16 protein-coding genes and 5 pseudogenes are annotated in these 24,184 nt (G+C 62.9%); 12 read left to right on the top strand and 9 right to left on the bottom strand.

From position 1 onward, the window contains the following. The first annotated feature begins 277 nt into the window (after positions 1-277). The 4 genes from AB3L03_RS28455 (at position 278) to AB3L03_RS28440 (ending at position 4,983) form a co-directional block, all read left to right on the top strand. On the top strand, positions 278-1,849 hold the full coding sequence (locus AB3L03_RS28455) for an ABC transporter ATP-binding protein (RefSeq protein ID WP_085350621.1): 1,572 nt from the start codon (positions 278-280) through the stop codon (positions 1,847-1,849). Next, a complete protein-coding gene (locus tag AB3L03_RS28450) occupies positions 1,833-2,924 on the top strand; it encodes an ABC transporter permease (protein ID WP_085350620.1) in 1,092 nt (363 codons plus the stop codon). Before AB3L03_RS28455 ends, AB3L03_RS28450 begins: the two co-directional genes overlap by 17 nt. Continuing rightward, positions 2,911-3,828: an ABC transporter permease gene (locus AB3L03_RS28445; RefSeq protein ID WP_247297941.1), complete on the top strand. Its 918-nt coding sequence runs from the start codon at positions 2,911-2,913 to the stop codon at positions 3,826-3,828. Before AB3L03_RS28450 ends, AB3L03_RS28445 begins: the two co-directional genes overlap by 14 nt. A gap of 78 nt (positions 3,829-3,906) precedes the next feature. Continuing rightward, positions 3,907-4,983 (top strand): BMP family ABC transporter substrate-binding protein, encoded by a 1,077-nt coding sequence (locus tag AB3L03_RS28440; protein ID WP_368507372.1) that lies wholly within the window; start codon positions 3,907-3,909, stop codon positions 4,981-4,983. 111 nt (positions 4,984-5,094) lie between these two features. On the opposite strand, the gene AB3L03_RS28435 is transcribed toward AB3L03_RS28440, so the two are convergent. Then, complete coding sequence (locus AB3L03_RS28435) at positions 5,095-6,444, bottom strand: 8-oxoguanine deaminase (RefSeq protein WP_368507371.1); 1,350 nt, start codon at positions 6,442-6,444, stop codon at positions 5,095-5,097. Between the two features lie 153 nt (positions 6,445-6,597). Between AB3L03_RS28435 and AB3L03_RS28430 the strand changes: the two are divergent. Next, positions 6,598-7,424 (top strand): annotated as a pseudogene (locus AB3L03_RS28430) (FAD binding domain-containing protein). Then, positions 7,421-10,148: pseudogene (locus AB3L03_RS28425) on the top strand (molybdopterin-dependent oxidoreductase). Before AB3L03_RS28430 ends, AB3L03_RS28425 begins: the two co-directional pseudogenes overlap by 4 nt. Here the strand turns inward: AB3L03_RS28425 and uraD are convergent. From uraD to AB3L03_RS28405, 4 genes and pseudogenes are all read right to left on the bottom strand, one after another. Next, positions 10,145-11,030: pseudogene (uraD, locus tag AB3L03_RS28420) on the bottom strand (2-oxo-4-hydroxy-4-carboxy-5-ureidoimidazoline decarboxylase). The pseudogenes AB3L03_RS28425 and uraD sit on opposite strands and share 4 nt — an antisense overlap. A gap of 5 nt (positions 11,031-11,035) precedes the next feature. Next, the gene (gene puuE, locus AB3L03_RS28415; protein ID WP_085350613.1) at positions 11,036-11,971 is read right to left on the bottom strand and encodes an allantoinase PuuE; all 936 of its coding nucleotides are present in this window, start codon (positions 11,969-11,971) and stop codon (positions 11,036-11,038) included. Beyond that, positions 11,972-12,385 (bottom strand): DUF3830 family protein, encoded by a 414-nt coding sequence (locus AB3L03_RS28410; RefSeq protein ID WP_085350612.1) that lies wholly within the window; start codon positions 12,383-12,385, stop codon positions 11,972-11,974. It abuts the gene before it with no gap. Between the two features lie 88 nt (positions 12,386-12,473). After that, the gene (locus AB3L03_RS28405; RefSeq protein WP_018456703.1) at positions 12,474-12,752 is read right to left on the bottom strand and encodes a hypothetical protein; all 279 of its coding nucleotides are present in this window, start codon (positions 12,750-12,752) and stop codon (positions 12,474-12,476) included. A gap of 227 nt (positions 12,753-12,979) precedes the next feature. Between AB3L03_RS28405 and AB3L03_RS28400 the strand changes: the two genes are divergently transcribed. Next, on the top strand, positions 12,980-13,198 hold the full coding sequence (locus AB3L03_RS28400; protein ID WP_007612884.1) for a hypothetical protein: 219 nt from the start codon (positions 12,980-12,982) through the stop codon (positions 13,196-13,198). Positions 13,199-15,268: 2,070 nt separating this feature from the next. On the opposite strand, the pseudogene AB3L03_RS28395 reads toward AB3L03_RS28400, so the two are convergent. Together AB3L03_RS28395 and AB3L03_RS28390 are read right to left on the bottom strand one after the other, a co-directional pair. Further along, positions 15,269-16,130 (bottom strand): annotated as a pseudogene (locus tag AB3L03_RS28395) (alpha/beta fold hydrolase). Between the two features lie 9 nt (positions 16,131-16,139). Further along, positions 16,140-18,646: pseudogene (locus AB3L03_RS28390) on the bottom strand (alpha/beta hydrolase). A gap of 135 nt (positions 18,647-18,781) precedes the next feature. Here AB3L03_RS28390 and AB3L03_RS28385 point away from each other — a divergent pair. The 5 genes from AB3L03_RS28385 (at position 18,782) to AB3L03_RS28365 (ending at position 22,163) form a co-directional block, all read left to right on the top strand. Next, entirely contained in the window at positions 18,782-19,708 is a 927-nt protein-coding gene (locus AB3L03_RS28385) for an alpha/beta hydrolase (protein ID WP_317245915.1), read from the top strand. Beyond that, positions 19,705-20,298, top strand: a complete 594-nt coding sequence (locus tag AB3L03_RS28380) for a hypothetical protein (protein WP_085350608.1) — start codon at positions 19,705-19,707, stop codon at positions 20,296-20,298. Before AB3L03_RS28385 ends, AB3L03_RS28380 begins: the two co-directional genes overlap by 4 nt. A gap of 90 nt (positions 20,299-20,388) precedes the next feature. Continuing rightward, entirely contained in the window at positions 20,389-21,036 is a 648-nt protein-coding gene (locus AB3L03_RS28375) for a CoA transferase subunit A (protein WP_085350607.1), read from the top strand. A 4-nt stretch (positions 21,037-21,040) separates the two neighbouring features. Continuing rightward, complete coding sequence (locus AB3L03_RS28370; protein WP_085350606.1) at positions 21,041-21,691, top strand: 3-oxoacid CoA-transferase subunit B; 651 nt, start codon at positions 21,041-21,043, stop codon at positions 21,689-21,691. A gap of 13 nt (positions 21,692-21,704) precedes the next feature. After that, entirely contained in the window at positions 21,705-22,163 is a 459-nt protein-coding gene (locus AB3L03_RS28365) for a MaoC family dehydratase (protein ID WP_085350605.1), read from the top strand. Positions 22,164-22,180: 17 nt separating this feature from the next. Here AB3L03_RS28365 and fabI read toward each other — a convergent pair whose 3' ends face one another. Continuing rightward, positions 22,181-22,912 carry an enoyl-ACP reductase FabI gene (fabI, locus tag AB3L03_RS28360; RefSeq protein WP_368507370.1) on the bottom strand — a complete coding sequence of 244 codons (732 nt, stop codon included), beginning with the start codon at positions 22,910-22,912 and terminating at the stop codon, positions 22,181-22,183. 54 nt (positions 22,913-22,966) lie between these two features. Further along, positions 22,967-24,181, bottom strand: a complete 1,215-nt coding sequence (locus tag AB3L03_RS28355) for an acetate/propionate family kinase (protein WP_085350603.1) — start codon at positions 24,179-24,181, stop codon at positions 22,967-22,969. Between the last annotated feature and the right edge of the window lie 3 nt (positions 24,182-24,184).

Here is a 24,184-nt window from a genome sequence, read left to right as displayed (position 1 = left end):
TGGCGCGTCTCTGCTTAACTTCACGCCAAGCCTGCATAGCGGGTTCCGATTTGGCTTGAGCCGTCACAAATTTGCAACAGGCGTCACACGCAAGCCCGGACTGCAAAGGCTGCTCGGAAGGTGTCTGAGGACGATCGCCGCCGGCGAGAGCCGAGACTCGCCGACACCTCCTGCCTGCCGAAGCGTTGAGCAAGGGATGACGCTTTTTCACACCTTACGCGGCGGTTCAAACTAGCCCAGTATTGAGGCACTTCACCCCATGCAAGCGCATCAGCGAATGTTGGATCCCACGGCTAAGAGCCTGCATTCCGGCGAGTCCCCGCTCCTCAGGACGGTCGGGCTCACCAAGCGCTATGGCGATTTCCTCGCCAACGATGCCATCGACATCGATATCTGGCCAACGGAAATCCACGCGCTGCTGGGCGAGAACGGCGCCGGCAAGTCGACGCTGGTCAAGGCGATCTACGGGCTGATCCAGCCCAGCGCTGGCCAGATTTTCTGGCAGGGCCAGCCGATCGTGCTGTCCGGCCCCTCGGAAGCGCGCAGCCGCGGCATCGGCATGGTGTTCCAGCACTTCTCGTTGTTCGACAATCTCACCGTCGCCGAGAACGTCGCGCTCGGCCTCGACGGGAAAGAATCCTTCAAGGACATGTCGGCGCGGCTTGAGCAGGTGTCGAAGACTTATGGATTGCCGCTAGATCCCAAACGCGAGGTCTGGCAATTGTCGGTCGGCGAACGCCAGCGCATTGAGATCGTTCGCGCGCTGATGCAGGATCCGCAATTCCTGATCCTTGACGAGCCCACCTCGGTGCTGACACCACAGGAAGCCGACCAGCTCTTCGTCGTGCTGGAGCGGCTCAAGGCCGAAGGTCGCGCCATCCTTTATATCAGCCACAAGCTCGAAGAGGTGAAGCGCTTGTGCGACACGGCAACGATCCTGCGCGGCGGCAAGAAGGTGGAGACCTGCAATCCCAGGCTTGAGACCGCCGCTTCGCTGGCGCGCATGATGGTCGGCGGTGAGATCAAGGAGGTGAAGGCGGCCGCCGGCCGGCAGACCACGGTGCCGCGTCTCGTCGTCAACGACCTCTCGCTCGCCCCCGGCGAAGCGCATGGCGTGCGGCTCGAGCATATCTCGTTCGAGCTGAAAGGCGGCGAGATCCTCGGCATCGCCGGGGTCGCCGGCAACGGCCAGGACGAACTTTTCGCCGCGCTGTCCGGCGAACGCCTGTCGAAGGATCCCGGCACGATCGTCATCGAAGGCCTTGCTGCCGGCCATCTCTCGATCACGCAGCGCCGCAAGCTCGGCGCGGCATTCGTTCCCGAGGAGCGGCTCGGCCACGGCACCGCGCCGCGCATGAAGCTTTCCGAGAATGCGCTTCTCACCGGGCACGCCGCCAGCGGCATGGTCCATCACGGCTTCATCGATACTGCCGCCACCCTGAAGACGGTTGACCGCGCAACCGAGACCTTCGACGTCCGCAAGGCCAAGCGCGATCCGGAAGCAGCATCCCTCTCCGGCGGCAATCTGCAGAAATTCATCGTGGGACGCGAGATCCTGCGCAATCCCGCGGTGCTGGTGGTGAGCCAGCCGACCTGGGGCGTCGACGCTGGCGCTGCCGCCGTCATCCGCCAGGCGCTGCTTGATCTCGCAACCGCAGGCGCCGCCGTGCTCGTCACCAGCCAGGACCTCGACGAGCTCGCGGAAATCGCCGACCGCATCGCCGTGATGTTCCATGGCCATCTGTCCGCACCGCTCGCCACCAGCGAGGCGACGCGCGAAAAACTAGGCCTGTTGATGGGCGGCAGCACGCTGGAGCCGAAGGAGGCCGCGCATGCAGTTGGTGCTTGAGAAGCGCGCCGAACGCTCCAACACGATCGCGCTGATCTCGCCGCTGATCGCGATCGGCCTCACGATCGTGACCATGGTCATCCTGTTCGCGATCCTTGGCAAGAATCCGCTGCTCGCGCTGCACGCCTATTTCGTCGCGCCTTTGACCGACAGCTATTCGCTCCAGGAAATCGCGGTGAAGGCGACACCGCTGGTGATGATCGCGATCGGGCTGTCGCTCTGCTATCTCGCCAATGCCTGGAACATCGGCGCCGAAGGGCAGTTCCTGATCGGTGCAGTCGCCGGAAGCTGGATTGCGGTGAAGACGCAGGGCACCGACGCCGGTGTCTGGGTGCTGCCGGTCATGCTCGTGCTCGCCGCCGCCGCAGGCGCGCTCTACGCAATGATCCCGGCAATCTGCAAGGTGAAGTTCGGCGCCAGCGAAATCCTGACCAGCCTGATGCTTGTGTATGTCGCCGATCTCTTCCTCGACTATCTCGTGCGCGGCCCCTGGCGCGATCCGCACGGTTTCAACTTTCCGACCACCGCCGAGTTCGACCCCGTCGCAACGGTGCCGCTGCTGATCGAAGGCGGCCGGCTGCATCTCGGCTCGATCATCGCCCTTCTCGTTGTCGCGGCGGTGGCGATCCTGCTCGGGCGCACCATCAAGGGATTCGAGATTCGCGTGGTCGGTGCGGCGCCGCGCGCCGCGCGGTTCGGCGGCTTCAATTCCAACCAGTTGATCATCCTGACCTTCGCCGTCTCGGGCGCGCTGGCAGGCCTCGCCGGCATCATCGAGGTTGCAGGTCCGGTCGGGCATCTCCAGCCCGGCATCTCGCCGGGTTACGGTTTCACGGCGATCATCGTCGCCTTTCTCGGCCGGTTGAACCCCCTTGGAATATTAATTGCAGGCCTTTTTCTCGCGTTGACCTTTATCGGCGGCGAGCAGGCGCAGATCGCGATGAAGATCCCGTTGGACGTGACAAAGGTTTTTCAGGGCATCCTGCTGTTCTACGTGCTCGCCTGCGATTCCCTCATCCTCTACCGCTTCAAGCTGGTTTTCCCGAACCGACAGGTGGCTCGTGGAACTCATTGAAGCCATCATCCTCGCGGTGCTCGCCGCCTCGACGCCGCTCCTGATCGCGGCGACCGGCGAGCTCGTGACCGAGCGCTCCGGTGTGCTCAATCTCGGCGTCGAGGGCATGATGATCGTCGGCGCCGCATGTGGCTTTGCAGGTGCGTGGTTGACCGGCTCGATCTTTATCGGCGCACTGTTCGGCATCGTCGCCGGCACGTTGATATCACTGGTCTTCGCACTGATGGCGCTCGGGCTTGCGGTCAACCAGGTTGCGACAGGGCTGGCGCTGACCATCCTTGGTGTCGGACTCTCCGGCCTGATCGGCGCTGGCTTCGTCGGCGAGCGCATCACGCCGGCGCTGCATCTCAACATTCCCGGTCTCACGGATATTCCGCTGGTTGGCCGCGTGTTGTTCGGCGAGGACGCCTTCGTCTATTTCTCGCTGGCGCTGGTCATCGGCGTCTGGTGGTTCCTGTACCGTACGCGGCCGGGATTGATCCTGCGCGCCTGCGGCGACAACCACGTGTCTGCGCATGCGCTCGGCTATCCCGTGCTGCGCATCCGCACCTTAGCGGTGATGTTCGGCGGCGCCTGCGCAGGACTTGCCGGCGCTTATCTGCCGCTCGCCTATACGCCCTTCTTCATTCCGGGCATGACCGCAGGCCGCGGCTGGATCGCGCTGGCGCTGGTGGTGTTCTCGTCCTGGCGGCCGGGCCGCCTCGTGGTCGGCGCATATCTGTTCGGCGCGGTGACGATCCTGCAACTGCACGCGCAGGGCTGGGGCGTCGGCATTCCCTCGCAGTTGATGTCGGCGCTGCCTTACCTTGCGACCGTCATCGTCCTGGTCCTGCTCTCCCGCGCGCGCACGGGCGGATCGACCGCACCGGCTGCGCTTGGCACCGTGTTCGTGCCTGACCGCTAGCGTTTCATTTCCGCGGCGTGCGCGATGGGGCGCGCACGGTGCGGATCGTGGCTTTCCCCTGATGTTTGGAGATTGATGATGAGGAAATCACTTCTTGCGCTGGCTGCCGGGCTCTTGCTTGCCGGGAGCGTCAGTGCAGCCTCCGCCGCCGACAAGCTGAAAGTCGGATTTATCTACCTCGGCCCGGTCGGTGACCTCGGCTGGACTTATCAGCATGAGCTGGCACGCCAGGCGCTGGTGAAGGAGCTCGGCGACAAGATCGAGACCACCTTTCTCGAAAACGTGCCTGAGGGCCCCGACGCCGAACGCTCGATCGAGCAGCTCGTCCGCGCCGGCAACAAGCTGATCTTCACCACCTCGTTCGGCTACATGGATCCGACGCTGAAGGTCGCGAAGAAATACCCGAACGTGCATTTCGAGCACGCGACCGGATACAAGCGCAACCCGAACATGTCGACCTATTCGGCCAAATGGTACCAGGGCCGCTACATCCAGGGCCTGATCGCGGCCAAGATGTCGAAGTCCGGCGTGCTCGGCTATATCGGCTCGTTCCCGATTCCCGAGGTCGTCTCCGGCATCAACGCGACGATCCTCGCCGCGCAGACCATCAACCCGAACATCAAGGTCAAGATCATCTGGGCCAACACCTGGTTCGACCCGGGCAAGGAAGCCGACGCCGCCAAGGCGCTGATCGACCAGGGCGCCGACATCATCATGCAGCACACGGATTCGCCGGCGGCAATGCAGATCGCCAGCGAACGCGGCAAGCTCGCCTTCGGCCAGGATTCCGAGATGATCAAGTTCGGGCCGAAGACCCAGCTGACCTCGATCCTCGACACCTGGGGTCCCTACTACATCGCCCGGGTCAAGGCCGAGCTCGACGGAACCTGGAAATCCGAGGACACATGGGGCGGCCTCGACAGCCACATGTTCGCGATGGCGCCCTACACCAATATGCCTGACGACGTGAAGAAGATCGCCGAGGATGCCCAGGCCGCGATCACCGCGGGCAAGCTGCATCCGTTCAAGTGCCCGGTCCTTGGGCAGGACGGCAAGCCGATCGAGTGCAAGGGCGGCGCCAATCTCGACGACGGCCAGATCCTCGGCATGAATTTCTATGTCAAAGGCATCGACGACAAGCTGCCGGGCAAGTAGCACGCTTCTTGCATCGCCAAATCACCTGCTCCTCCCGGAGGAGGTTCGGAGGGGGTGGCCAGAAGCACCCGGCACTTGTGGTCGCCCCCTCTTTCTATCTTCGCCTAGGTACTATCCCGCCTGCATGGCTCGCGCCGCCGAACTGTGGCGGTGGATGAGGTCTGCCACATCAAGACCGGGGATCGCGCCATCGATCACGGCCCATTTTCCCGCCACCATCACCCTGTCGGCCCGATGCGCGCCGCACAGCACCAGTGCGGCCAAGGGATCGCCATGGCCGGAGAAGCGTAGCTCGTCGAGCCTGAACAGCGCGAGATCTGCTGCCTTCCCGACGGCGATCTCGCCGAGTTCCGGCCGGCCGACGCAGGCCGCCGAGCCCTTGGTGGCCCAGCGCAGCGCATCCTTATGACTGACCTTCGTCACCCCGTAGCGCGCCCGCTGCAGCAGAAACGCGGCCCGCACCTCCTGCATCAGGTTCGATCCGTCGTTCGAGGCCGAGCCATCGACGCCGATGCCGATGCCGACACCAGCCTCCTCCATCTCGCAGACGGGGCAGCAGCCGGAGGCCAGGAGCTGATTGCTACAGGCGCAATGACTGATCGTCGTCTTCGCCCTGCCGAGCCGCTTCATCTCGTCTGCATTGAAGAAGATGCCATGGGCAAGCCATGTCCGCGCATTGAGCCAACCGCATTGTTCGAGATAGTCGAGCGGACGGCAGCCATACATCTCCTGGCAGAACCTGTTCTCGTCCTCGGTCTCAGCAAGATGGGTATGCAGGCGCACGTCGAGCTTGTCGGCCAGATCGGCGGTGGCGCGCATCAGGGACGTCGACACCGAGAAGGGCGAGCAAGGTGCGAGCGCGATCTGCACCATCGCATCCGCGCCGCGCTGGTGGTGCCTGGCGACCACGCGCGCGCTGTCCGCGAGGATGGTGTCCTCATCCTGCACGACGCTATCGGGCGGCAGACCGCCGTCGCGCTGCGACAGGTTCATCGAGCCGCGCGTGAGCAGCACGCGCACGCCGAGCCGCCTGGCCACCGCCACCTCGATATCGACGGCGTCTTCGAGCCCTGACGGAAATACGTAGTGATGATCCGTCGTAGTGGTGCAGCCCGACAGCAGCAGTTCGGCCATCGCCACCGTGACAGCGAGCTCGAGCACATCAGGCGTCAGCTTCGCCCACACCGGATAGAGCGCCTGGAGCCAGGGAAACAGCTCGCGGTCCATCGCCGCGGGCAGTGCCCGCGTCAGCGTCTGGTAAAAATGGTGATGGGTGTTGATGAGGCCGGGCAGCACGACGTGGTCGCCAGCATCGAACACCGCGACGTCAGCGGTTGCGGGCGCACCGCCGGCCGGCACCAGCTCGACAATTCGGCCGTCCCGCACCACGACGCCGCGCTCGGCGCCATCGGCGAGGATAGCCAGGGGATCCCTGATCCAGATCGGCTTTGCGTCGCTCATGAATCTGCTCCTCCTCACATCCGCTCCCGACAGGCCTGCAAGGCAGGGGCCGGCCTGATTGCGCTTTTGCTGCGACTTGTTGTTGCGACTTGGCGCTCGTCTTGCAAGACTTTCTCCCGGCTCGATTCACTCGTTGGAAGCGTTGGCGTCGCCATGGACTTGAATACCATCACAGCGGTCGCCCATCCGCAAACGCGCGCCAGCTGCCCGTTTGGACGCCAGGCGATGCTTGGCTCGCGGGCGGCACCTGGCTGTTCTCGGAGCCGCAAGTTCACCTGACTCGGCTCATCGATCTCACCGACCTCAAATGGCCGGCGCTGACGGTCACGGAGAGCCATTTCAGCATCGCGGCCACCTGCACCGTTGCGCAGCTCGATGGATTCGCCTGCCCACCCGACTGGTTCGCGGCACCGCTGATCAACCAGTGCTGCCGCGCCTTCCTTGCTTCGTTCAAGATTTGGAAGACTGCGAGCGTCGGCGGCAATCTCTGCATGTCGCTGCCGGCGGGACCGATGATCTCGCTCACCGCGGCGCTGGAGGGCGTCTGCACCATCTGGAAGGCCGGCGGCGGCGAACAGATGATGCGCGTCATCGACTTCGTCACCGGCAACCAGCGTAACCTTCTGGCGCCGGGGGATCTGCTCCGGCAGATCGATATTCCGATCGCCGCGCTGAAGCGTCGTACGGCCTTCCGCCAGATCTCGCTGGCGCCGGTCGGCCGCTCGGCGGCGCTGGTGATCGGCAGTCTGGATGCCGATGGCACGCTGGCGCTCACGGTCACCGCGTCGACGGTGCGGCCGATCCGGTTGTCCTTTCGCGAGGCCCCCGACACGAAAGCGCTTCGCGAGGCCATCGCGCAGCAGATCACCGACGATCTGTACCACACCGACAACCATGGCAAGCCGCTCTGGCGCAAGCACATGACACTGCGGCTTGCCGAAGAGATCCGCGACGAACTCATCGGAGCACAGTCGTCATGAGCTTCGAGGTCAATGGCACGACGTTTCCGCAGGAGCCACGTGCCGGCCAGTGCCTGCGCACGTTCCTGCGCGAACTCGGCCATTTCGGTGTGAAGAAGGGCTGCGACGCCGGCGATTGCGGCGCCTGCACGGTGCTGCTGGACGGCGAACCGGTGCATAGCTGCCTGATCCCGGCCTTCCGCGCCGAAGGTCGTGCCGTCACCACGATCGAAGGTCTGGGCGGAGACGGCGGCGCGCACCCGATGCAGCAGGCTTTCCTCGATGCGCAGGGCTTTCAATGCGGCTTCTGCACCGCCGGCATGATCCTGACCTGCGCCTCGCTGAACCAGGCGCAGCGCACCGATCTCGGCGTCGCGCTGAAGGGCAATATCTGCCGCTGCACCGGCTATCGCGCGATCGAGGACGCGTTGCTCGGCAAGACCAACATCGAGGAGAGCGTCGAGGCCGGCGCCGCATTCGGCCGCAGCCTGCCGGCGCCAGCTGGCCCCGATGTCGTGCGCGGCAAGGCGCGCTACACGTTCGACACGCAGATCGACGGCCTGCTGCATATCAAGCTGCTCCGTTCGCCCCACGCCTACGCGAGGATCGTCGCGATCGACAAGTCGGAAGCGCTGGGCGTTCGCGGCCTGCACGCGGTGCTGACGCATGAGGATGCGCCAACCACTCTGATGTCGACCGCGCGGCATGAGAAGGACTGGATGGATCCCGAGGACACCCGTGTTCTCGACGAAATCGTCCGCTTCATCGGCCAGAAGGTTGCCGCCGTCGTCGCAGACAGCGAAGCCGCCGCCGAGGACGCTTGCCGCCGGTTGAAGATCGACTACGAGGTCCTCCCCGCGCTGATCGACCCTGAAATAGCAATGGCGCCCGGCGCACCCATCATTCATCCCGACCGCACCACCGCGAACCGCGTCGCCGACGCCCAGCGCAACCTCGCCGCGGAGACGCATGGCGAATTCGGCGACGTGGCGGCTGCGCTCGCGACATCTGCCGTCACCTTCGAGGGCACCTTCCATAGTCACCGTGTGCAGCATGCCGCTTTGGAAACCCACGGCGGCCTCGCCTGGCTCGACGCTTCCGGCGTGCTCAATGTCCGCACCTCGACGCAGGTGCCGTTCCTGACCAGGCGCGCGCTGTCTGATATCTTCGAGCTTCCCATGGACAAGGTCCGCGTCTTCTGCGAGCGCGTCGGCGGCGGCTTTGGCGGCAAGCAGGAGATGTTCGTCGAGGACATTCTGGCGCTCGCCGCGCGCAAGACCGGACGGCCGGTGAAGCTGGAGCTCACCCGGGAGGAGCAGTTCATCGCAACCTCGACGCGGCACCCGATGCGGGTCCACGTCAAGGCCGGTGCCGACGCGGACGGCAAGCTCACCGCGCTCCAGCTCGACGTGCTCTCCAACACCGGCGCCTACGGCAATCACGCCGGCCCGGTGATGTTCCACTCGCTGGCGGAATCCATCAGCGTCTACAATTGCCCGAACAAGCGGGTCGACGGCTGCGCAGTCTACACCAATACTGTGCCGGCAGGCGCGTTTCGCGGTTATGGCTTGCCGCAAACACTGATCGCGGTCGAGGCCGCGATCGACGAACTGGCCAAGCAGCTCGGCATCAGCCCTTACGAGATGCGGCGGCGCAACGTCGTCAAGCCGGGCGATCCCATGGTGTCGCCACCGCCGTCGGAATTTCAGGACGTGTTCTACGGCTCCTACGGCCTCGACCAGTGCCTCGACCTCGTCGAGCGCGCGATGCAGGCTGATGGCCCGCAGCCGGACCTGTCGCCGGAGTGGCTGATCGGCGACGGCGTCGCGCTCACCATGATCGACACAGTGCCCCCGGCGGGCCATCTCGCGGATGCGACGGTCGCGCTCAACGAGGACGGCGGCTTCGACCTCACGGTCGGCACCGCCGAATTCGGCAACGGCACCAGCACCGTGCACCGGCAGATCGCGGCGACCACGCTTGCGACCACCGTCGACCGGATCCGCCTGCTCCAGTCCGACACCGCCCATGGCGGCCACGACACCGGCGCCTATGGCAGCGCCGGCATGTTCGTCGCCGGGAAGGCGACGCATGCGGCAGCCGTGCAGCTCGCAACCGAGCTGAAGGCGGCCGCCGCCGGCGCATGGCTCTGCGACGTCGGCAGCTGCACGCTCGAGAGCGAGGCCGTCGTCAGTGGCGTACGGCGCATGTCCTTTGTCGAGCTGGCAAAGCTCGCGCGCGAGCGCGGACAGCCGTTGGCAGGCGCCGGCAATTCCGGCGGGACGCCGCGTTCGGTCGGCTTCAACGTGCAGGGCTTTCGCGTCGCCGTGAACAAGGGCACCGGCGAGCTCCGGATTCTCCAGGAGCGTGCATGCGGCAGACGCCGGCGTCGTCGCCAATCCCATGCAATGCCGCGGCCAGGTCGAAGGCGGTGTCGCGCAGGCGCTCGGTGCCGCGCTCTACGAGGAGATGGTGATCGACGCGGACGGTCGCGTTGCCAACCCCAAATTCCGCGACTATCACCTGCCCTCTTTCGCCGACGTCCCCCGCACCGAGGTCTTCTTCGCGGAGACATCCGACACGATCGGGCCGCTGGGGGCGAAGTCGATGAGCGAGAGTCCGTACAATCCGGTCGCCGCCGCCCTCGGCAACGCGATCGCCGATGCCACCGGCATCCGCTTCACGGCGCCGCCCTTCAAGCCGGACCGGCTGTTCCCGGCGCTGCACGAGAAGTTCGGCAATTAACTGCCGCGATAGGTCGAATAGCTCCAGGGCGTGACGAGCAGCGGCACGTGGTAGTGGCTTTCCGGCTCGCTGATCGCAAAGCGTATCGGGATCTCGTCGAGGAACGGCGGGTCGGTGAGCTGCACGTTGCGCTCGGCATAATATTTGGCGACGCTAAACCGGAGCTCGTAGCGGCCGATCGGCAGCGGCCGGCCGCCGATCAGCGGCTGGTCGGTGCGGCCATCCGCATTGGTCACCGCGCGCTATCACGCGGCTCTCGCCGAGATTCGCGAGCTCGACCAGCTCGACCGGAATGCCCGGCGCGGGTTTGCCGGCGTGGTTGTCCAGCACATGGGTCGAGAGCCGGCCGTGGACCTTGAGCTTGTCATCGGCTTCGACGAGTTGATCAAGCCGCAACGCCGAGATACGGCCGATCTCCTCGATCGCACGTCGCGTCTCGGTCTTGGCGATATTGCGCAATCGCGTCTCGAAATCGCGCAGCACGGAATCCCTGGTGTGACGGCGCACGCAGACGATATAGGGGATGTCGAACTTGTCGCGATAGGCATTGTTGACGCGCTCGAACGCCGCGTATTCGGCCTCCGACAGGCGGTCGAGGCCGGCGCTGTTCTGCTCGTCGGTCGATTCCGCGGTGAGCCCCGCCGCGCGCTGGGTCTTGTTGGCGAGGTCCGGATGCGCCCGGATCAACGCCAATTGCACCTCGGGTTCGGCACTCTGGATCGCCGCCATCAGCGCGGCGTGCAACTGGTTGATGCCGGCGAACGGTCGCTTCGCGGCCAGTTGACCGGCGATCCACGGCGAATATTCAACGACGTTGGCGAGCGCGGCAACGAAATCGGCTTCATCGGCGGCATTGAGATCAGACAGCGATATCTGCGACATCGTCCTCACCCGATCTCGAATGCGTCGGCCGCAAGGTGCGCGAGCTTGTCGTGCCAATGCTGGGCGATCTGCAATCGCGTCGGCACCCAGACGCGCTCGTGCTTGCCGATGTAGTCGAGGAAGCGGATCAGCCCCGCCGCGCGGCCGGGGCGACCGGCGAGACGACAGTGCAGGCCGACCGATATCATCTTCGGCGCGCTCTGGCCTTCGGCATAGAGCACGTCGAAGGCATCCTTCAGATAGGTGAAGAACTGCTCGCCTTCGGCAAAGCCTTGCGGATTGATGAAGCGCATGTCGTTGGCGTCGAGCGTATAGGGAATGACGAGCTGCTTACCGCTGGCGCCCTTGACCCAATAGGGCAGATCGTCGGCGTAGAAATCGCAGAGATAGAGGAAGCCGCCCTCCTCCATCAACAGACGGTTGGTGTTGATCGAGGAGCGTCCGGTGTACCAGCCGAGCGGCCGCGAGCCGGTCGCCGCAGTGTGGACGCGGATCGCTTCCGCGATCTCCGCGCGCTCCTGCGCCTCGGTCATGTCCTTGTGCTCGATCCACTTCAGGCTGTGGCTGGCGATGTCCCAGCCCGCTTCCTTCATGGCAGCTACGATTTCCGGATTGCGCTTCAGCGCTGTGGCGACGCCGAACACGGTGGTCGGCCACTTCCGCTCGCTGAACATCCGCCACAGCCGCCAGAAGCCGGCGCGCGAGCCATATTCGAACATCGATTCGATATTGGCGTGGCGCTGGCCGGGCCAAGGCTGTGCGCCGAGCACGTCGGACAGAAACGCTTCCGAGGCAGGGTCGCCATGCAGGATGTTGTTTTCGCCGCCCTCCTCGAAATTGACGACGAACTGCACCGCGACCCGCGCGTTGCCGGGCCATTGCGGGTGCGGCGGGTTGCGGCCGTAACCGCGGAGATCGCGCGGGTAGCGGGTACCAGTCACTCAGACTTCCTCGAAGCGGATCGGCAGCGCGCCCTTCCACAGCACGCTCTTGCCGAGCGTTGCCAGATTGTCCAGGCCAGAGGTCAGCGTGATGAAATGGTTGCCGGCGAGTTGGCCCATCTTGCTCGCGAAGTGCACGCCGCCATAGGCCATCAGGATCTCGGTCTCGCTGATGCCGCCGGGATAGAGGATGATCTGGCCGGGCGCGGGATAGCTGGTGTGGTTCTCGTAACCGACACCGAAGTCCAAGTCGCCGAGGGGCATCCACACCCCCTCGCCGCTCCAGCGCACGTGGATGATGTGGCTTTCGAACGGCAGCGCCTTGCGGAACGCGGCGACAGTCTTGGGCGCCGCTTGCTCCTCGAAACGGGCATCGAAGGTGAAGTCGCCGGCGCGGATAACGAGTTTGGTCATCTCATCTCTCTGGATCGGGGCGGTGGCCCCACGGGGAATTTTCAGGCAAAGAGCACTCCGTCGGGCTTCGCGCAAGGGGCGCGGCCCGTTACCTGCGGTCGTAGGACCAGCCGAAAACGCCACTCCGCCGCGTCTCGGGCTCCGGCTCGGCGGCGGGCTGCGGCGCCTCCCTCAGTTCCGCCTGCGGCGACGGAGGCGGCACCGGCAAATTTTCGCATTTCATGGAGTAGACCAGCTTGCCGTCCGCGGTCCGTCCGATCGGCGCGCAGGGGTCCGGATGCGCCGCCGATGTTTTTGGGGTCAGCTTGACCTGCGCCACGGCCGGCGAGGCGATCAGCAGAAGGACCAGCAGATATTTCGACATCATTGTCGCCTGAAAACCAGATTTGGCCCATTGAACCGGATTGGAGCAGGCAAGTCCACCCGTGCCACCGGTCGCGATTGCCGAATATTTAGCCGAGGCTAGAAAATTGGCTCGCCCCAATGTGATGTCGCGAGCGGTGATATCGGCCGGGCGCGTCGCCATGTCAGCCGCGACGGCGACACACAAAACACACATCTCACAGCCGGGCGTCGTCACGGGAGAAAGAAACAATGCAAAAGACTTTCATCATTCTCGGCGCGACGCTGATTGCCGCCGCCACCATCCAGACTGCCGCGGCGAACGACCGCCGTCATGTCCGCAAGGCGCAGCCCCATCCCATCACCCAGTCGGTGCGCGACTCCAACGCCGCGCTCTGGCCCTCGCAGCCGACCGGGCCCGACTGGTCCCGCTATTCCAACGGCGCGATGTCTGCACCAGCGGGACGGTGATGCCGGAAGCCTAGCGCGATCAGCGAAACTGCCTCCACGTCGTCATTGCGAGGAGCTCTTGCGACGAAGCAATCCAGACATTTTCCGGAGATGCATTTCTGGATTGCTTCGCTGCGCTCGCACGGAGTGTGAGGCGGCAGCGCCAGTCCAATCGCAGACACGTCTTCGCGTTCTCGCGGCTGATTTCGCCCGAGCTTTGCCTGGTCGCTTCACCCTCTTGTCCAAGAGGGCGCAGGGAAGGCCGGTGCCGGCTGGCACCCGCGGTCCGCTGCGCGAAAAGCACACGCAGGAAAACCGCACAGCAGCATACAGGTGTAGCCAATCACTCGGCCTTCCCTGCGCGATGGTTGGACGGCTTATGCCGTGCTCTCCCGGGAGCCGAGTTCTCTTTGGCCTCCCTCACCCCACGAAAGTCACCGCCACCGCGCCGGTTGACGCAGATGCCGCATTCGCCAGGGCTTGACGTAGCAACGACGGCCAGGACCACACGTCTATATTTTGGCATTCGGTGAAACACGCCGAAACTAACAAAAGACTTTGAAAGAAGGGCTTTTCGACTACCCTGATGCGGGCTGTTTCAGCGGGCTTCACCAAGGGCCCGGCCCTACGCCTTTCAGCGTCCGCACGACAAACTGAAAGTCTTAAAGCCGAGCTCTTTGGTCCCAAGCCTTAGGAGCTGAAACCACATGGATGCTACCATCATCGCGGACACCGCTGGCAAGCGCGGCCGCAATAGCAGCGTCATCCTGACCGACCGCCTGTGCGAGAAACGGGTCCCCAAGAGGACCAAACTCTACGACCGGAAGGTTTGTGCCACCGGGTCGTACCAAAAACGGAAAGCCCATTGCCGATAATGGAGTCGCTGGAATCGGTGTGATTCTTAAAGCGCTGAACCATGGTATGTTCGCGAATCAATCGAAGGAGGCCGTCATGCTGTTCGATCGTCTCTTCGCAATTCTTGTTGTGGTGTCGGTTCTGTTTTCGGGCGCCCTCATCGGCGTCGTGCTAATTGCGTTGTGACGCGCTCGCGGTCTCTCTGGCGGCCTTATCAAGTCGCCGTCCACTCCAAAAACATCGCCAGTAGGGTTGGCGCGGCATTCGGTTGGGCTCCCTCGTTTTGAAGCTTGTTCTCCAGCTCCAGACGCCTACAGCAGACCGTAGCAATTTCGGTCCGCGCCGCGCGGGAAATCTGTCAAAGAAACGAGAGGCTGGTCCCCCGCCCTCATCGCTGTCAGGGGCGGATGCCGGCGGCCGACTGCGCTGAGTAGGATCTACGAGGTGGCGCAGCCAGCGCCGGTCCTGCCCGACACCGCTCTTTATGCGGGGCCAGGGACGGAATTAACATGTGCCTTTCAGCCCCGGGTAAGCCTTGCTTTCACGGGGGCAGCGAGATGGGCTCAGCAGAACTCCCCTCTATCTCACAATGCAAAACTTTCGCGTTGAAAGCCAAAGAGCTCGATGCCGATCCAGCGAATTCGGCGCGTCGTTCCGCAGTCCTGCGAAGCATCGCGTAGCTGTACTGCGCTCGCGCACCAGCTTGAGATCCTAGCAGTCATATCGAAAGAGGAAGAAAAGCCGGTAAGTCGTAGAGAAGCAAGGGATGAGGCCTGAGCTTAGATCTCGGCTGAAGTGAAGCGGGTGGCACCGTGCGGCTTGTCGGCTCCGTCGATGCCACTCGCCCAGACGTTCACCTTTGTGGTGGAGCGCCGTCGGGAAGTTCACCTTTCGGGTGGAGCCCCCGCGGCAGATTTATGAAAAACTATCGAATGTGTCCTGAACGGCGCAGCGTCCGGTTGAGGATGTCGATTCAGCAGCGACGCGCAAATAGGAAGAGGCTGAGGTGACCAGTCCCGCTCCTCCCCGTGCAGTGTGGGCACATGCGCCTTTAATCAACCCGCCAAGATCACGAGGCAACACCAACATCGTCCGTGCATTCTTTGATCTAGCAAACAGCTCCCACTCCGAATCTCGGACTAGCCTTGGTTGCTGATGAAGACGGCAAGGATCATGAACAACAGGTTGGCGATTGGGATGATTGCCTTCGCGGTGATAGCGTTCATTTCCTTCTTGTTATGCCGCAAGTCCCCCGAACCACGCACCAAAATAGCCGGCGTAGAGCGCGGGCATTTCGAGGTTCATCGAATGCCCGATACCGGGCACCACGACGAGGCGGCAGTCCGGCATTACCGCGGCCATCATATGAAGATCGGCGGGGGGATCCAGCCGTCCCATTCGCCCCACAATACCAGGTGCGAATGCCCGATCTCCGGCATGCGGCTTTCCAGTTCCCGGCTGTCCCGTTCGCGCGTGAGATTCACGGGTGTCCCGATCCAGATGCCTTCGGAGACGCCAAAAGTTTGTTCGATGATCCTGTCGAACAACGCCTGAATGTCCGCACCCCCGGACGGAACTGCGGAACTTTATTCGGCGCCATGCTTTCAGGCACGAACAGCGATGAGGCTGCGGTCGCCATCACCGAGCGGGTCAGCTCCTTGCTCGCCATCATAGCCCGAAACAGTCCGATCTGATCAGTATTGAAGGCCATGCCCAGCGGCGTGACCGGATCAAGCGCAAATACCCGTCCGAAGCGGCGCGGTTGCATCAGCAGCATACGGGCCGCGATGATGCCGCCCGTCGAATGCGTTGCAAGGTGGCAGTAATTGATATCCAGGGTATCGAGTGCAGCCAGCATGTCCTGTGCGTGCTGCTGCATCGTGTAGTTGGTGTAGTCAACCGTAGGCTTCGGCCGGTCGCTGTCGCCGCAGCCGCGCCAGTCGATGCCGATGACGCGAAGACCAGAAGGAAACAGCGGGGCAGCGAGCTCGATCCAGTCCTTGCTGGCTAGATTGCCGTGGATGAAGAGGACGGTGACGTCGCCTCGTCCCCACTCTCGCCAGCCCAGCTGGACTTCGCCCGCCTGCACCCTTGGCATGAACCGGCCCTATTTGTTCAGGCCGGCGGTCGGCGCGGCGCCGGGCGGTGTCGGAGCCACCGGCAAGGCCGAGACCACCGCCCCCTTGATCATGCGGTCGGTCCCGACCGGCGACGAGGTGTCGACGCTTCCCCGCGTCACGAAATCCACGATGTCGGACGGGTATTCGACCGGATTGTCCGTGTGGATGAAATGCCCGGTCTCCGGATAGATCTTCAGGATCGGCCGATTGCCCGCATTAGTCATACGCGTCATGAACGGCGTGATGGCGTCGCGTCCGAGGTCCGTCAGCCCATTGAATGCCGGCGTCGGGATGAACGGCTCCTTGTCGCCGAATGCGAGGAAGATCGGCGCCTTTATCTGCGTGAGCCGCTCGTAGAGGTTCTTCGGATCATCCTGCTGGAGCTCGGCGCCGATCGTGTAGATGTCGTAGATAAAGATGTTACACCACTGCTCCAGCTCCTTCGGATTGCCCTTGGTCAGCCGGACGCGCTGCTCGGTGTGGAGGCGGGCATATTCGCTGTCGCTGAAGAAATAGCCGCTTTTGGCAGCCGACACCGCGCCGGTCTCCGGGTCACGCTTCTTGAAGTAGAAGAAGTCACGAATGTTCTGCTCGTCACGCGCCTTCTCCGCGGCAAGGATCCCGGTCTGGTCCCAGGTCGCCCTCCACTTGTCGAAGTCATGATCGAAGGCCGGGTCGAACAGCGGCGCCTTTTTGCCTTTCGCGATGGTGATCTCGCGCGGATATTCCTCGAGACCTGACGGCGCCTCCAGCGCGAGGCCCTGCACTGTATCCGGCCAGGTCAGGGCGTAGCCCATCACGAACTGACCGCCGAGCGAATGGCCGAGATAATACGCCTTCTTGACGCCGAGCTGGTTGACGACGAGGTCGTAGATGACCTCGCGCATGTCCTGCATCGTGCGCGCCGGACTCTTGTCGAGATTGCCAGGCCCGGACATGCCGTAATGCGGCAGATCGGGCACGATCACGCGAAGGCCGCTGCGCAACGCATACTGCATGATGTTGCCGTAGTGACCGCCGAAAGCGCCTTTGCCATGGATGACGACGAGGACCTTCGGATCCTTATCCGTGCCAGCATATTCATCCATGTAGCCGATCTGCCAGGAATTGCCGCCCTTGTCTTTGGCATTGGCGTATTTGACCGGATAGGGGTAGGTCACGAACTCTTTCCAGAACGACTTTTTAGGGTCGATGTTCTCGGCGACGCCGGGCACCCGATAATTCTTGTCAACGAATTTCTGCGCGCGGTCGAGGCTCGCCACATCATCCATGAAGGCAACGAACTTCGGGTCATTCTTGCGCTGGTTGATGATCGGAAACACACCATAATGGGCGACCGGGCTTTCCTGAGCAATAAGGTCTGCACCAGGCACGCGATCGACTGCCTTCTGAGCCAACTTGAAGTTCAGCCACAGGTCATTGGTGATGTGCATCACCAGCGTCCGCGCCTGGATGCGGCCGAGATAAGGGTTGATGTTGTGCGTTTCGCCGACACGGTTGCGCCAGACCAGGTCGACCGCATCGTAAAGCTTGGCACGGTTGACGACGTTTAACGCCGCCTTTTCGTTCGGGGGTCCCAATAGAAGATTTCGGGCTGGACTGCCCCCCAATTCTGGGTCGTACGGAACGCAAAGTCATAGCCCGTCATCCCGAGGATCGACCAGCCGAACGCCACGCCCGGCATCGGATGCTTCTCCTTGGGCAGCTTGTAATAATCACCCTTCGTTTCCTGCCACACCGGATCGGATTCGATCGCTGCCGTCATCATCTGGAATGTCCAGTTGCCGACGGGATCCTCGCCATCCGACTGCGTGGTGCCGCCGATCGGCATCAGTGCGCCGATATATTCGGGATGCATCACGCCCCAGACATACGTCTGCGTGCCGCCCATGGATACGCCGGACACCAGCGCAACGCGCGCGACCTTCAGCCCCTCGCGCAGCATCCGGTAGTTGGCCTGGACCATGTCATAGTAGCTGTACTGCGGAAACTTTACGCCGAGACCGTCCGACGGTTTGCTGGCGCCCCACGTTCCGAGTGGATCGACCATGATGACGTAGTAGCGATCCGTGTCGATGGGCCGGCCCGGACCAATAATTGGCACGGTGCCTGACAAGGCTGCTCCTTTGACCCACTGCTCGTACATGTCGGTGGCATCGCCAGAATAATATGAGTTGATGACGACGGCATTGGTGATCTCACCGGCAGCGTTGCGCCGCGGCGTACCGACCGCGATATAGGCGGTGTGCAATTTCCCGGCGCCAAGCGATTCGAGCGTGACGCCGCCCTCGCCGCCATTCTCCCACTTCGAGGGATCGGCGAGATCGTACTTGCCGCCAAGTCGAAAATTCGCGATCTCGTAGGTCTTCTTCAGACCGTCATGCTGCATCTGCGACGAGCGGCGCGTGATGGGCTGCGCAACCGCGAGCGATGTCCCGATCAATAGCAACAGCAGGCTGATGAGATATCGCCGCATGACATGTCTCCCGATCATGGCGAATTCCTCCGGCAGGCTTTGATTTTCCCAAACGCTAGGAGCGGACGCGGCGCGACCTTTGATCTAGCGCAAGGGAATTCGCACTGCCCGCGCGACAATTCTTTAGAACGAATTACATGCCGAGTCGCCGCGATGCCATTCCTCACGCACGGCTCCTACCGGATCCGGTATGAGCTCGACGGTCCTGCGACGGCGCCGGCGTACGTGCTGGTCAATGGACTGACCCAATATTCCGAACTGTGGAGCGCTTATCGCGACGCGCTTATCGCACGGGGATTTCGCGTTGCGACATTCGATCTGCTCGGCCAGGGCGCCTCTGACAAGCCGACGCTTTTCATCAATCAGGACGACCATGTCCTTGCGCTGCATCGCCTGATCGAGATGCTCGGTGAAGGTTCGGTCTTCCTCAGTGGAATCAGCTTCGGTGGCTTGATCGCGCTGCGCTACGCGATCGAGCATGGAAGGCGCCTCTCGGGTCTGGTGCCCATGAGTTGCTTTGCCGAGCTTTCGCCTCAACTTCTCCTGATCGGCAACGCACTACGTACCGGCTTAATTCTGGGTGGAACCGGCTATCTCCAGGATCTGCTGCTGCCGATGAATCTGTCCGATGAATGGTTGAAGCCGCTGCTGGACAAGCTCGACGGGGTCAAGCGGCAGGGCTGGCTTGTCAATGACCTCTACGCGTTACAGAACCTGATGGAGTCGTTCCTCGACTTTCAGCCGCTGACGCCGCAACTCGCCTCGATCGCCGTCCCAACCATGATCCTGAACGGAGAGTTCGACTTCCTGACGCCGCGCGCCCTGCACGACACGCTGCGAGTCGAAATCCCCAACAGCGCGCTCGTGATCATCCCGGGCGCCTATCACGCCTTCACGTTGGAAAAGGGTGCGCTCACAGCCGACCTGCTCGCGCGATTCGCCGACGACGTGCTGGCTGGACGCTGGCAAGGTAACAAAGCGGTCTGGATTGCGCCCGAAGATCCTAGCGGTGAGCTCACTCCATTTCCCGCCGGCTACGACCATCTGCGTGCCATCCCCGTCCAGAGGACCCCGGCATGAGCGGACTTCTCGGACCACTCGACTCCGAAGGCCGCGTGCCGCACGGTCAGCAGACCCGCGTCGCCGCTTTCCTGATCTCGGCCCATGGCGCTCTCGCAAGGCAATTCGGCCTCGCCCTGCCGGCGAAGTTCGAGGCCGGCTGGCAGACAGAATTGAACGCTCAATTCTACCGAGAGAGCGAGATCGTCTCGCTTCTGATGCGCGCAACCACATGGGTGCCGGATCTCGCCCTGGGCTACATGGCCATGTCTTGGGAGGCCGCCTGGCTTCCGACGCCGAACGAAGGCACTGCCGATCGCTCTCTTTGGCAAGCAGTACACCTCGCCGCGCTCGCGCATGCCGTCCACGCCGGGATCCGGCCAGCTGCGTTGCTACCGCTTGAGGCAAACGCGAATGACCCCTTCGTGATGGCGTTGCGCCGCATCGAGATCGAGAGCGGCCGTCTGTTACAGGCACAGATCCTGTTCCTGAAAGGTCCTGACTTGGTGCCCTTCCGCGATACCGTCAGCACAGTCTTGGAAAGCCGACACACCGAACTGCGCAAGCTCTGGCACGACACGCTCGCGAGCGTGGGAATCGTCCGCGAATGATGCGGAGCCTTGACGCAGATCAAAGCAGCGCGATTTCCGCCCTCCAGCATTCATTGACCGCCCTGCACGCGCCGACCGGAGTTCTTCCTCATGAAGGCCATTTCCCTCGAAGAAGCCGTCGCAATGATCCCAGTCGGCGCGAGTGTCATGGTCGGCGGTTTCATGGGTGTCGGAACACCGGAGCGTCTGCTCGACGAGGTGGTGCGGCAGAAGAAGGGCGGCCTGTCGCTGATCTGCAATGATGCAGCGATCCCCGGCAAGGGCGTCGGCAAGCTGTTCGATGCTGCGCTGGTCGCGCGATTGACCGCAACGCATATCGGTCTCAATGCGAAGGCACAGCAGCAGATGCTGGCAAACCAGATCGCCGTCGATCTGGTACCCCAGGGAACCTTCGTCGAGCGCATTCGTGCGGGTGGATGCGGGCTGGGTGGAGTTTTGACGCCAACCGGCGTCGGCACGCTGGTTGCTCAGGGAAAGCGGGAGATCGAAGTCGACGGAAAGCCTTTTCTGCTTGAGACAGCCTTGCGGGCGCAGTTTGCGCTAGTGCACGCCTTCCTTGCCGACTACCTCGGCAACTTGGCGTACGCCCTGACCTCGCGCAACTTCAATCCAGTCATGGCAATGGCCGCCGACACCGTGATCGTCACGGCGGAGAACATCGTGCCAGTCGGGGTGATCGCGCCCGACCACGTCGTGACCCCGGCGCCGCTCGTCGACTACCTCATTACAAACGGGTGACGACATGGATCCGCAGATCATCATCGCCCGGCGTGTCGCCAAGGAGCTTCGGAGCGGCGACCTCGTCAATCTCGGCATCGGTATCCCGACGCTGGTCGCGAACTACGTTCCAACGGACCTGAAGGTATTCTTCCAGTCGGAAAACGGCCTGATCGGAACGGGGCCTATCCCCGAGCAAGGCCTGGCGCATCCGACGCTAACGGACGCAGGGGGGCGCCCGATTAGCGCGCTGCCCGGGGCCTCGACCTTTGACAGCGCGATGTCGTTCGGACTGATCCGCGGCGGTCATGTCGACGTCACGGTACTTGGGGGCCTTCAAGTTGATGCCCATGGCCATCTCGCCAACTGGATGATCCCGGGCAAGATGGTGCCCGGCATGGGCGGCGCGATGGACCTGGTGAGCGGCGCCAAGCGAGTCATCGTCGCCATGCAGCATGCGGCGAAAGGCAAGTCGAAGATCGTCGCGAAATGCACGTTGCCACTCACCTCGGCACGGCCCGTCCATCTCGTCGTCACCGACATGGCGGTGATCGGCTTTCCCGACGGTAAGGCGACGTTGCTGGAGACTGCGCCGGGCGTCACGATCGGTGAGGTCATGGCGGTGACTGAGGCTGACCTCGTCGTTCCCGAACACGTGCCGGAAATGAATATCTGACCAGGTGACGGACATGCGAATATTTGGCGATTTCGACGAGATCAGATCCGCAGTCGGCACCGAGATCGGCGCCAGCGACTGGATCGAGGTGACGCAGGACCGGATCAACAAGTTTGCGGAAGCGACCTGCGATGAACAGTGGATCCATGTCGATCAGGAGCGCGCGAGGAAAGAGATGCCCGGCGGCACCACTATCGCCCATGGCATGCTGTCCCTGGCGCTGGCACCGATGTTCATCCGCTCTGTGATGGGGTTGAAAGGCCTCCGCAACACCCTGAACTACGGCGCGGATAGGATCAGGTATCTTTCGCCGGTCCCGGCGGGATCAAAGCTGCGCGGCCGCGTCAGCGTTGCTGAGACGGAGGATGTCCCTCCCGACGGGCTGCGCGTGAACTATCATCTGGTCATCGAGATAGAAGGGGGCAAACGACCGGCTTGCATCGCCGAGCTGATCGCCCTGCACTATCGCTGAGTCGCGTCCCGTCCTCTTCAATCGATGATGTGATAACCACCATCAATATAGAGAACGCTTCCCGTAATGAGCTTGGCGCCGTCGAGTGCGAGAAATGCCGTGGCGTTGCCGACATCATCAATGCTGACGAGGCTGCGCGACGGGGCCTTGGATTGCGCCTTGTCCATCAGTTCGTCGAACTCGGGAATGCCAGATGCCGCGCGCGTGGCCAGCGGTCCGGGCGAAATCGCGTGCACGCGGATACCCTTCGGGCCCAGCTCGGCGGCGATATAGCGCACCGAGGCCTCGAGCGCAGCCTTGGCGACACCCATCACATTGTAGTTCTCCACGACCATCTGGCTTCCATAATAGGTCATGGTAAACATGGTGCCGCCGTTCTTCATCAGCGGCTCGGCCAGATGAGCCATGCGCATGAAGGACCAGCAGGAGACCTCCATCGTCTTCAGGAACCCGTCGCGGCCGACGTCCACCACACGTCCGTGCAAGGCTTCCTTCGGTGAGAAGGCGATCGAATGCAGCAGGAAATCGAGCTGGCCCCAGTCCCTGTCGACCCGGGCAAACACTTCTTCGGTCTGCCCCTCCGTCATGACATCGAGTGGCATGAAAATAGACGCCTCAAGTGCCTGCGCGAGAGGCTCGACGTGCTTCTTCGCGCGGTCGTTCAGGTAGGTGACGGCGAGATCGGCACCAAGGGCACGAAAGGCCTTTGCGCATCCCCATGCGATCGACTGGTCGTTGGCGATGCCCACGACGAGGCCTTTTTTTCCCCTTCAGGGCAATCTTGGTATCCGGAAATACGGGAATCATGACGCCCTCTCCTGTCGTTGATTGGTCGATGTTGTCTTCATCAGCAGCGACAGTGTGTGCTGCGCGATCATCAGCTCCTCGTCGGTGGGCACCACATAGACTGGGATGCGACTGTCGGGACCCGAGATCAGCTGTGAGTGGCGCGTATTCTCGGCTTGATTGAGCGTGACGCCCAGCCACGCGAGCTGGCCAGCGACATGCGCGCGAATTTTTGCGGAGTTTTCGCCGATACCAGCCGTAAACACAAACGCGTCCAGCCCCTGCAGCGCTGCGGCAAGCATCCCCGCATTGAGGCCTATGCGATAGCCGAAATATTCGATCGCCAGTCTGGCTCTCGGATCCTCACTGCCCTCCAGCTCCCGCATATCGTTGCTGACCCCGGATAACCCCTTCAAGCCGCAATCGCGGTAAAGGAAGTTCTGGATGGTGGACGCTGACATCCCCTTCTCCGAAATGAGGTAGAGCACCACCCCGGGGTCGATCTGGCCAGGGCGGGTTCCCATCGGAAGTCCGTCGAGAGCGGTGAAGCCCATGGTGCTTTCGACGCTTCGTCCCGCGCTGAGAGCGCACATCGAGGCGCCGCTTCCAAGGTGAGCGACGATCACGCGCCCATTCGCGATTTTCGGCGCGACCTTTGGCAAGGTCTTCGCAATGTATTCGTAGGAGAGACCGTGAAAGCCGTAGCGGCGCACGCCCTCGGCATAAAGCTGATGCGGGATCGCATAATGATCGGCGACCGCGCTATGCGTTCGGTGAAATGCGGTATCGAAACAGGCGACCTGCAGAAGCTCTGGAAAATTGCCGAGAATCGAACGGATTGGCGCCAAATTATGCGGTTGATGCAGCGGTGCGAGCGCGATGAACCGCTCCAGCCGGGTCACGACACCATGATCGATTTGAATTGGGCGGTCGTAGTCCGGGCCACCGTGAACGACGCGATGACCGACAGCGATCGGGCGAATGCGTTGCTCGTCCCGCAACCAGGCACCGGCAATGTCCATCGCGGCCGGAACATCCGGCACCCCCTCGATCGGATAGGCGCGATCCGCAAGCGGATCGCCGGTGGAGCCACTCGCGCGCAAACGCGGGCGGCTGCCGATCCCATCCATCTGCCCTTTCAGCTGTCGCCGCAGTATTCCTTCGCCCTCGATCGAATAGACCTGGAACTTGACGCTGGAGGAGCCGGCATTGACCACAAGGATGGTGTCCATGGC

The organism is Bradyrhizobium lupini (genome assembly GCF_040939785.1).
Taxonomy (GTDB): Bacteria; Pseudomonadota; Alphaproteobacteria; order Rhizobiales; family Xanthobacteraceae; genus Bradyrhizobium; species Bradyrhizobium canariense_D.
This window is presented reverse-complemented; position numbering and strand designations above follow the sequence as displayed.